Here is an 8,370-nt window from a genome sequence, read left to right as displayed (position 1 = left end):
TGAATGCTTCAAAAGAAAGCCACCCACAAAGATGCTCGAACATCCTCGCAAATAACTCAAAAATCTGGCATTGACTTTTGGCACGCTGTTGAGTTCTCAAGGAACGGACGCTTCCTTCGAACCTCTTCCGAGGCCCTCCGGGCTTTCCCTTCGGTATGTCCTCTAGCTTAGGACCATCCCCGCCCGATTTCCAAATCGGGCTCTTCCTGGTTGTTTTTCGGCGTGCCAAAAAAGCCCCGGGAAGGGAGATCATCTGCTGAGATAGAGGGTGTCGCCGAAGCCACTCCGGAGGGTCCTGGGACCGGCTCCGTGGAGCACCTGCTTTTGGCGACTCGATCCACGTTACGACCCGGGGGTCCCGCCGTCAAGTCGAGCAGGTCGGCGGCGCGGCTGGTGGGCCCGGTAGGGGCTGACGGTGGGGTCGCCCACGATCCAGTAGCGCCACGGGTGGACCGCGCCGGCGCCCGATATCCCGGTGCGGGGACCATTGTTGACCAGCCGGCGGGCCGCCGGGCTGCCGTGCCGGACGCCGAGCGGGGCGCCGGCCGGCCCGCCACAGACGTCGGTGCCGTCCAGCTCCCGGTCCACGCCGAGCGCGGTGGCCAGCCGGGCCGGCCCCTTGGCCAGCTCCACGTCCCGGCGGGCGCTGGCCCGGCGCGGCCGGGCCAGCTCGGCGCCGGTGAGGATCTCGCCGGCGCGCAACAGCACCCCGCTGGCCTGGCCCACCGGACCGCAGACCAGGTTGAGGCAGTGCCACATCCCATAGGTGAAATAGACGTAGGCGTGCCCCGGCGGGCCGTACATGGCGGCGTTGCGCGCGGTCCGGCCGCGGTAGGCGTGCGAGCCGGGGTCGATCTCCCCCGCGTAGGCCTCGACCTCGGTGATCCGGACGGTGATGACACCGTCCCGGGTGGTGCGGACCAGCGTGCGGCCCAGCAGCTCCGGGGCGACCTCCAACACCGGGCGGTCGAAGAAGGCGCGGGGCAGCGGCTGGTCGGCGATCGGGTTCGGCACGGCTCTCTTCCGGCGTTCTCAAGGGGCTCGGCTGACTAGGCTAACGCCACCAGCGAACCGTTCGACGAGGAGGTTTCTGCGCTATGTCCGAGTTGCGCCGTCGTCCCCTGCCCCACGCCTTCCACCCGCCGGTGGCCGAGTTCACGGTGACCAGTGAGGAGTTCACGGACGGCGGTCCGCTGCCCCAGGCGCAGGTGCACGCGGGGGGCAACCGTTCCCCCCAGCTCGCCTGGTCCGGGTTCCCCGAGGGGACCAGGAGCTTCGCGGTGACCTGCTACGACCCGGACGCGCCGACCGGCAGCGGGTTCTGGCACTGGGTGCTCTTCGACCTGCCGGCCGGCACCACCGAACTCCCGGCCGGGGCCGGCGTGGCCGACGGCTCCCTGCTGCCCGCCGGGGCGGTGCACGTCCGCAACGACTACGGGACGCGGGACTTCGGCGGCGCCGCGCCGCCGCCGGGGGACGGCCCGCACCGCTACGTGTTCACCGTCTACGCGGTGGACCAGGAGCGGCTCGGCCCTGACGAGCACGCCACCCCCGCGCAGGTGGGCTTCATGCTGCGTTTCCACGCGCTGGGCCGGGCCCAGTTGATCGGCGAGTACGAGGTGCCGGCCGAGGGCTGAGTCGACCACGTTCATCCCTCCGTCCCGCGGCGTTCCGCCCGGGGAAATTGCGTTGTTCGACCGTGGTGACGACGGCCACAGTGGTGGTCGGCCCGCCGGGTGCGGCGGCGCGGGATCGGGGAGGTGGTCGGGGTGCGTGGAACCCTGGTGTTGAACGCGAGCTTTGAGCCGTTGACGACGGTCACACCACGCCGGGCCATGGTGCTGGTGTTGCGGCGCAAGGCGGTTGTGGAGCACGCCGTGCCGGGCAGCAGCTTCCGGACCGCGACCCTCGATCTGCCGGTGCCGCAGGTGATCCGGCTGCGGCGGTTCGTGAAGGTGCCGTTCCGACAACAGGCGCCCTGGTCACGACGCGGGGTGCTGGTCCGGGACCGGCACCGGTGCGCCTACTGCGGTCGGCGGGCGACCACCGTCGACCACCTGGTGCCGCGGTCCCGCGGGGGTGGGGACACCTGGCTGAATACCGTCGCCGCGTGCGCCGACGACAACCGCCGGAAGGCGGACCGGACGCCGGCCGAGGCGCGCATGCGGCTGCTGGTCGAGCCGTTCCAGCCGACGCCGGGCGACGCGGTGCTGTTGGCGCACGGCAGCCAGTGGGCGGGGGCCGAGCTGCCGGACTGGCTGACGGTGCGGGCCGCGCCGCAAGCCGCCTGAGCAGGGCGGTTCCAGCGGAACAGACAGGCGTGGCGCCCCGGGAGGTCTCCCCGGGCGCCACGCCTGTTCGTCCCAAGCTGGGTCACTCGATGTAGGGGCGCTCCCGCGGGGACGGCGGCTTGTCCAGGGTGGGGCCGCCGTTGTCGCCGCCACCGCCGTTGTCGCCGGCGCCGGTGATGCGGTTGAGGTTGCCACCGAGGCCCTTGAGCGCCTCGCCGATCTCGCTGGGCACGATCCAGAGCTTGTTGGACTCGCCCTGGGCGATCTTCGGCAGCATCTGCACGTACTGGTAGGAGAGCAGCTTCTGGTCCGCGTCGCCGGCGTGGATCGCCTCGAAGACGGTGCGGATGGCCTGGGCCTCGCCCTCGGAGCGGAGGGCGGCGGCGCGCGCGTCACCCTCGGCGCGCAGGATCTCCGACTGCTTGGCGCCCTCGGCCTGGAGGATCTCCGACTGCCGCACACCCTCGGCCTGGAGGATCGCGGCGCGCTTGTCCCGGTCGGCGCGCATCTGCTTCTCCATCGAGTCCTGGATGGAGGTCGGCGGCTCGATGGCCTTCAGCTCGACGCGGTTGACGCGGATGCCCCACTTGCCGGTGGCCTCGTCGAGCACTCCGCGGAGCGCGGCGTTGATCTCCTCGCGGGAGGTCAGGGTGCGCTCCAGGTCCATGCCGCCGATGATGTTCCGCAGCGTGGTGACGGTGAGCTGCTCGATGGCCTGGATGTAGTTGGAGACCTCGTAGGTCGCCGCCCGCGCGTCGGTCACCTGGTAGTAGATGACGGTGTCGATGTTGACCACCAGGTTGTCCTGGGTGATCACCGGCTGCGGCGGGAAGGGCACGACCTGCTCGCGCAGGTCGATGCGGTTGCGGACCCGGTCGATGAACGGCACGACGATGTTCAGGCCGGCGTTGAGGGTGCGGGTGTAGCGGCCGAAGCGCTCGACGATGGCCGCGCTGGCCTGCTGGATCACCTGGATCGTTTGGACGAGCGCGATGACGACCAGCACCACCAGAATGATCAGCACGATGATGATGGCGTTCATCGTGTACTCCCCCTGCTGCTAGTTGAGTTGGGATGGACGAGGTGTCGCGGCAGCCATCACATCACGATGGCGGTGGCTCCGTCGATCTCCACGACGCTGACCTGCGTGCCCGGCTCGAACGCGTCGTCCTCGCCCATGGCGCGGGCCGACCACTCCTCGCCGGCCAGCTTGATCCGGCCGTTGTGGAGGTCGACCCGCTCCAGCACCACCGCGGTGCGGCCCATCAGGGCGTCCACGCCGCTGCGCAGCTCGGGCGGCCCGCCGGAGCGGGACCGGCGGGCGATGGGGCGCACCACGAGGATCAGCGCGGTGGAGACCACGGCGAAGACCAGCACCTGGAGCACCAGGTTGTCGGTGAACGACGCGGCGATGGCGGCGGCCACGGCTCCCGCGCCGAGCATTCCCAGCTCCGGCATCGCCGTGAGTACCAGAACGATGCCGAATCCTCCGGCGGCGATCAGCCACCACACCCAAAAGTCCACAAACCCATGGTAGAACGCCGGTCACTCGGAGAACAGATCGCGAACCGGTCACCTGGGCCCGGGAGTTCAGCCGAGCGGCAGTCCTCTCGCGGTCCACCGGTCGCCCTGGCGTTCGACCACCAGCGGGAGGCCGAAGCAGCGGGAGAGCTGGGCCGAGGTGAGCGTGGTGTCCACCGGGCCCGCGGCCAGCACCCGGCCACCGCGGATGAGCAGTACGTGGGTGAAGCCGGGGGCGATCTCCTCGACGTGGTGGGTGACCATCACCATCGAGGGGGCGTACGGGTCGCGGGCCAGGCGGCCGAGGCGGCGCACCAGGTCCTCCCGGCCGCCGAGGTCGAGGCCGGCGGCCGGCTCGTCCAGCAGCAGCAGCTCGGGGTCGGTCATCAGGGCCCGGGCGATCTGGGTGCGCTTGCGTTCGCCCTCGGAGAGGGTGCCGAAGCGGCGGTCCAGCAGGTCGTTCATGCCGAGCCGGTCGAGGAAGGCGCGGGCCCGCTGCTCGTCCACGCTCTCGTAGGACTCCTGCCAGCCGGCGGTCATGCCGTAGGCGGCGGTCAGCACGGTCTGCAGGACGGTCTGCCGACGGGAGAGCTTGTCGGCGAGCGCGCTGCTGGCCATGCCGATGCGCGGGCGCAGCTCGAAGACGTCCACGCCGCCGAGCTTCTCGCCGAGGATCTGCACCGTGCCCGAGGTGGGGAACAGATAGCTGGAGGCCACGTTCAACAGGGTCGTCTTGCCGGCTCCGTTGGGGCCAAGGATCACCCAGCGCTCGCCTTCGGCGATCGACCAGGAGACCTTGTCCACCAGAGCCCGGCCCTCGCGGACCACCGATACGTCCACCAGCTCCAGTACATCGCTCATGCGCGCGGTATCTCCCCTTGCAATCGCCGTTTCGGTGCCTGCGGGCACTTCCCCAGGACAAAACCTACGCCACCCGTCCCCGGGATCGGGCGTCAGGCGGGTTGTTCGGGTTTCTTCCCTAAGGTAGAGGCATGTGGGAGGAACCTCGTGTGGGGCGGCTGGCCGCCTGGGGCAACGCGCTGCTGGCCGGGCTGGCGGCGCCGGACGACGCGGCGGCCGGTGTGGTCGGCGACGACCGGACGCACCGGGTGGTGGGGCTGCCGGGTGAGTCGGGACCGGTGGGGCTGACGCTGGCGTTGGGGCGGCTGCGGGCGCTGGGGGCCGTGGGGCTGCGGATCGCGCTGCCGGCGCCGGGGCATCCGCTGGGGCTGTCCGGGCCGCCGGAGTTCAACGAGGCGGCGCTGGTGGCCGGTGAGGCGGCGCTGGTGGCCGGTCCTGCGCTGGGGCTGGTGCCCGAGGTGGAGACGCGGGGGCCGGTCGGGGACGAGCTGACCGAGGTGGTCTGGCGGGTCATGGCGGTGCGGCCGGCGCCGCCGGCGGACGTGCCGTCGCTGGGTGAGGCGGAGCGGGAGCTGGCCGAGGCGATGCGGGACGCCACGACGGCGCTGTCGGTGCTGGACGTGGCCGGTTCGGGGCCGGTGGCGGACGCGGCGCTGGCGGCGTACCGGGCGCGGATGGAGCGGGGTCGGCAGCTGTTGGCGCCGGGGTATCCGCCGCGTGCGCTGCGGGTGTTGGAGCTGGCGGGCCGGGTGGCGGCGCTGGTGGAGATCGCCGGGCGGGACGGGGCGGGCGCGGCGGTGAGCGCCGGCGAGATGGCGCGGCGGGACGCGCTGCTGCGGCCGGTGGAGCGGGCCGCGCGGCGGGCGCGGGTGGCGGCGTACAACGCGTACGCGGAGGAATTGGAGCGGCAGCGGGGCTGAGCGGCGCGGCAGCGGGGCTGAGCGGCGCGGCAGTGACGTTGGACGGGCGGGGGGGCGCACGGCCCCCGGCGCCGGGGGCGCCGGGGGCCGCGGTGGTGGCTGGCGCCTCAGTGGTTGACGCTCGTGTTCCCGAAGGTCGGGTTGAGCAGGCCGACGACGTTGACGGAGTTGCCGTCGACGTTGACCGGGAGGTGGATGGGCGCCTGGATGTTGTTGCCCGAGACCACGCCGGGCGAGGCGGCGGCGCCGCCGATGGCGCCGGAGTGGGCCGCGGCGCTACCGGCGGCGGCACCCACGGCGGCACCGGTGGCGGCGAGGACCAGGGCGGCCTTCTTCGCGGTGTTCATGTGTTGCGTCCTTCCTGGACGGTGTTCTGTGCGGCGGTCTCCCTCGTCGGGAGACGCGCGCTGCACAACGCGTCGCTCTGACGTGCGGCACGGGCAGGGGACCCGATACCCACGTTCGGGTAACGCCTGGTGTGTGGGCTGACGGTCGCCCGGATCAGAAGTTGCCGGCGAAGTTGCCGAAGGCCGGGTTGAGCAGGCCGACGATGTTCACGGTGTTGCCGCTGATGTTGATCGGCACGTCCAGCGGGATCTGCACGTTGTTGCCGGAGATGACGCCGGGCGAGCCGGCGGCCCCGCCCACGGCGTTGCTGTCGGCGGAGGCGACCCCGGCGCCGGCGGCGGCGATGCCACCGACGAGGAGCGCGACGGTACCGATCTTCTTGAGGTTGTTCACGAGGAGTCCTTTGGCTGGGTTCTCTCAGGGACCGGGGCGGGGTTGCCCCGGCACGCCATCAAGAACGGTCGCGTCCTGGCCGGGACACGCTCGCGCCACTCGCCTCACCCGATGGTATGAATAGCGCGGTTGACGGCACCCCAACTCGCCCTGGCGCGGCGCTAGTCGGCGATGCCGTGCCGCACCGCCCAGAGGGCGGCCTGGGTGCGGTCGGCGAGGTCCAGCTTCATCAGGATGTTGGAGACGTGGGTCTTGACCGTCTTCTCGGAGAGCACCAGGGCCCGGGCGATCTCCCGGTTGGCGCGCCCCCTGGCGATCAGCGCCAGCACCTCGCGTTCCCGCTCGGTGAGCGAGCCGGCGCGGCCGCCGCCCCCGCTCTCCTGCGCCAACAGCGCCCCGGCCACCTCGGGTTGCAGCAGCACGTGCCCGGCGTGCACCGAGCGGATGGCGCCGGCCAGCGCGTCCGGGTCGATGTCCTTGTGCACGTAGCCGGCCGCCCCGGCGCGCAGCGCGGGGACCACGGTGCGGCGCTCGGTGAAGCTGGTGACGATCAACACCCTGGCCGGGTTGCCGCGTTCACGGAGCTGGCCGAGGGCCTCCACGCCGTCGGTGCCGGGCATCTTGACGTCCATCAGGATCACGTCGGGGCGCAGCTCCTCGGCGCACGCGACACCGGCGGAGCCGTCCGCCGCCTCCCCCACCACCTCGATGTCGTCCTGCACCTCCAGGAAGGTGCGCAGGCCTCGCCGCACCACCTGGTGGTCGTCCACGATCAGCACCCGAATGTGCTCAGCCACCTGGCACCTCCATCTCCACCACGGTTCCCTCGCCGGGGCCCGACCGCACGGTGAGCGTGCCGCCGACGGCCGCCGCCCGGTCCCGCATCGAGACCAGCCCGAGGTGGCGGCCGGCGGTCCGCACCGCCTCCGGGTCGAAGCCGGTCCCGTCGTCGCTGACCCGCAGCACCGTGGCGCCGCCCCGGCGGTGCAGCAGCACGTCGACGGCCGAGGGCGAGGCGTGTCGCAGCGCGTTGTGCAGCGCCTCCTGGGCGACCCGCAGCAGGGCGGCCTCCTGCGGGGCGGGCAGTGCCCTGGTGTCGCGGGTGGCGCAGCGCACCCGGGCCGGGTGGGCGCGGTCCAGCACCTGGACCTGGGCGCGCAGGGTGGCGCTGAGGCCGTCCTCGTCCAGGGCGGCGGGCCGTAGCTCGATGACGGCGGCGCGCAGCTCCTCGGCGGCCTCGGCGGCGAGGGCGGCGACCTGGCGCAGCTCGCCGCGGGCCCGTTCCAGGTCGCGGTCGAGCAGGGTGGCCGCGGCCTGGGCGGTCAGCCGGAGCGAGAAGAGCTTCTGGGAGACGGCGTCGTGCAGTTCGTGGGCGAGCCGGGCGCGCTCGTCGGAGATGGTCAGCTCGCGGCTGCGCTCGTAGAGGCGGGCGTTGGTCAGGGCGATGGCGGCGTGCTCGGCGAGCAGGTGGAGCAGTTCCTCGTCGGCCCCGGTGAAGCCGCAGCCGTCGGGGCGCGGCGCGCCCCTGGGGCAGCGCTTGTTGGCCAGGAATATCGCGCCGAGCACCTCTTCGCCGGCGACGATCGGCATGCCGAGGAAGTCGGTCATCTCGGGGTGGGCGGCCGGCCAGCCCTCGAAGCGCGGGTCGCGTCGGACGTCGGCGAGCCGGACCGGGGTGGCGGAGCCGAGCATGGCGGCGAGGATGCCGTGCTGGCGGGGCAGCGGGCCGATGGCCTTCCACTGGCGGTCGCTGACGCCGTCCACGAAGAACTGGGCGAAGCCGCCGTTGCCGTCCGGGATGCCCAGCGCGGCGTAGCGGGCGTCCAGCAGCTCGCGGGCCGAGCGCACGATGGTCTGGAGCACGTCGTGCACCTGGAGCGTGCGGTTCATGGCGAGCAGCGCGGCGCTGACGGCCGCGAGACCGGTGGGTTGGCCCATGCCGGAAACGGTAACCCGCCGCCGCCCGGGTCGGATCGGGCGGCGGCGGGGTACGGGCTAGGGCCCGGGGCCTAGGACCGGCGGCGGAGTGCGGCGCC

At 72.4% G+C, this 8,370-nt stretch carries 11 protein-coding genes; 3 read left to right on the top strand and 8 right to left on the bottom strand.

The features are described 5' to 3' along the window. Positions 1–342: 342 nt before the first annotated feature. Entirely contained in the window at positions 343–1,014 is a 672-nt protein-coding gene (locus RM844_RS02840; RefSeq protein ID WP_311664277.1) for a DNA-3-methyladenine glycosylase, read from the bottom strand. An 83-nt stretch (positions 1,015–1,097) separates the two neighbouring features. Here RM844_RS02840 and RM844_RS02835 point away from each other — a divergent pair, with 83 nt between their 5' ends. Beyond that, positions 1,098–1,637 (top strand): YbhB/YbcL family Raf kinase inhibitor-like protein, encoded by a 540-nt coding sequence (locus RM844_RS02835; protein ID WP_311664275.1) that lies wholly within the window; start codon positions 1,098–1,100, stop codon positions 1,635–1,637. A 132-nt stretch (positions 1,638–1,769) separates the two neighbouring features. Then, a complete protein-coding gene (locus RM844_RS02830) occupies positions 1,770–2,291 on the top strand; it encodes an HNH endonuclease (protein ID WP_311664273.1) in 522 nt (173 codons plus the stop codon). Positions 2,292–2,373: 82 nt separating this feature from the next. Here the strand turns inward: RM844_RS02830 and RM844_RS02825 are convergent, their stop codons facing one another. From RM844_RS02825 to RM844_RS02815, 3 genes are all read right to left on the bottom strand, one after another. Beyond that, the gene (locus RM844_RS02825; protein ID WP_311664271.1) at positions 2,374–3,333 is read right to left on the bottom strand and encodes an SPFH domain-containing protein; all 960 of its coding nucleotides are present in this window, start codon (positions 3,331–3,333) and stop codon (positions 2,374–2,376) included. Between the two features lie 56 nt (positions 3,334–3,389). Further along, a complete protein-coding gene (locus RM844_RS02820; RefSeq protein WP_311664269.1) occupies positions 3,390–3,815 on the bottom strand; it encodes an NfeD family protein in 426 nt (141 codons plus the stop codon). A gap of 66 nt (positions 3,816–3,881) precedes the next feature. Next, a complete protein-coding gene (locus RM844_RS02815; RefSeq protein WP_311664267.1) occupies positions 3,882–4,673 on the bottom strand; it encodes an ABC transporter ATP-binding protein in 792 nt (263 codons plus the stop codon). Positions 4,674–4,804: 131 nt separating this feature from the next. Here RM844_RS02815 and RM844_RS02810 point away from each other — a divergent pair, with 131 nt between their 5' ends. After that, positions 4,805–5,593 (top strand): hypothetical protein, encoded by a 789-nt coding sequence (locus tag RM844_RS02810; RefSeq protein ID WP_311664251.1) that lies wholly within the window; start codon positions 4,805–4,807, stop codon positions 5,591–5,593. A gap of 107 nt (positions 5,594–5,700) precedes the next feature. Here the strand turns inward: RM844_RS02810 and RM844_RS02805 are convergent, their stop codons facing one another. The 4 genes from RM844_RS02805 to RM844_RS02790 form a co-directional block, all read right to left on the bottom strand. Further along, positions 5,701–5,940, bottom strand: a complete 240-nt coding sequence (locus RM844_RS02805; protein WP_311664246.1) for a chaplin — start codon at positions 5,938–5,940, stop codon at positions 5,701–5,703. Positions 5,941–6,094: 154 nt separating this feature from the next. Next, positions 6,095–6,334 carry a chaplin gene (locus RM844_RS02800; RefSeq protein WP_311664244.1) on the bottom strand — a complete coding sequence of 80 codons (240 nt, stop codon included), beginning with the start codon at positions 6,332–6,334 and terminating at the stop codon, positions 6,095–6,097. 161 nt (positions 6,335–6,495) lie between these two features. Next, the gene (locus RM844_RS02795) at positions 6,496–7,131 is read right to left on the bottom strand and encodes a response regulator transcription factor (RefSeq protein WP_311664242.1); all 636 of its coding nucleotides are present in this window, start codon (positions 7,129–7,131) and stop codon (positions 6,496–6,498) included. Then, positions 7,124–8,272 carry a GAF domain-containing sensor histidine kinase gene (locus RM844_RS02790; RefSeq protein ID WP_311664240.1) on the bottom strand — a complete coding sequence of 383 codons (1,149 nt, stop codon included), beginning with the start codon at positions 8,270–8,272 and terminating at the stop codon, positions 7,124–7,126. The genes RM844_RS02795 and RM844_RS02790 overlap by 8 nt, the downstream gene beginning before the upstream one ends. Positions 8,273–8,370 lie beyond the last annotated feature (98 nt).

The organism is Streptomyces chisholmiae (assembly GCF_031845445.1).
GTDB lineage: Bacteria > Actinomycetota > Actinomycetes > Streptomycetales > Streptomycetaceae > Streptomyces > Streptomyces chisholmiae.
Note: the sequence above shows the minus strand (reverse complement) of the source record. Positions and strands in the feature narration are given on the sequence as shown.

Bases quoted from the DNA above. Each gene is read 5' to 3' on its own strand.
- RM844_RS02835 (WP_311664275.1), top strand. From the start codon at position 1,098: ATGTCCGAGTTGCGCCGTCGTCCCCTGCCCCACGCCTTCCACCCGCCG.
- RM844_RS02825 (WP_311664271.1), bottom strand. From the start codon at position 3,333: ATGAACGCCATCATCATCGTGCTGATCATTCTGGTGGTGCTGGTCGTC.
- RM844_RS02815 (WP_311664267.1), bottom strand. From the start codon at position 4,673: ATGAGCGATGTACTGGAGCTGGTGGACGTATCGGTGGTCCGCGAGGGC.
- RM844_RS02810 (WP_311664251.1), top strand. From the start codon at position 4,805: ATGTGGGAGGAACCTCGTGTGGGGCGGCTGGCCGCCTGGGGCAACGCG.
- RM844_RS02805 (WP_311664246.1), bottom strand. From the start codon at position 5,940: ATGAACACCGCGAAGAAGGCCGCCCTGGTCCTCGCCGCCACCGGTGCC.
- RM844_RS02790 (WP_311664240.1), bottom strand. From the start codon at position 8,272: ATGGGCCAACCCACCGGTCTCGCGGCCGTCAGCGCCGCGCTGCTCGCC.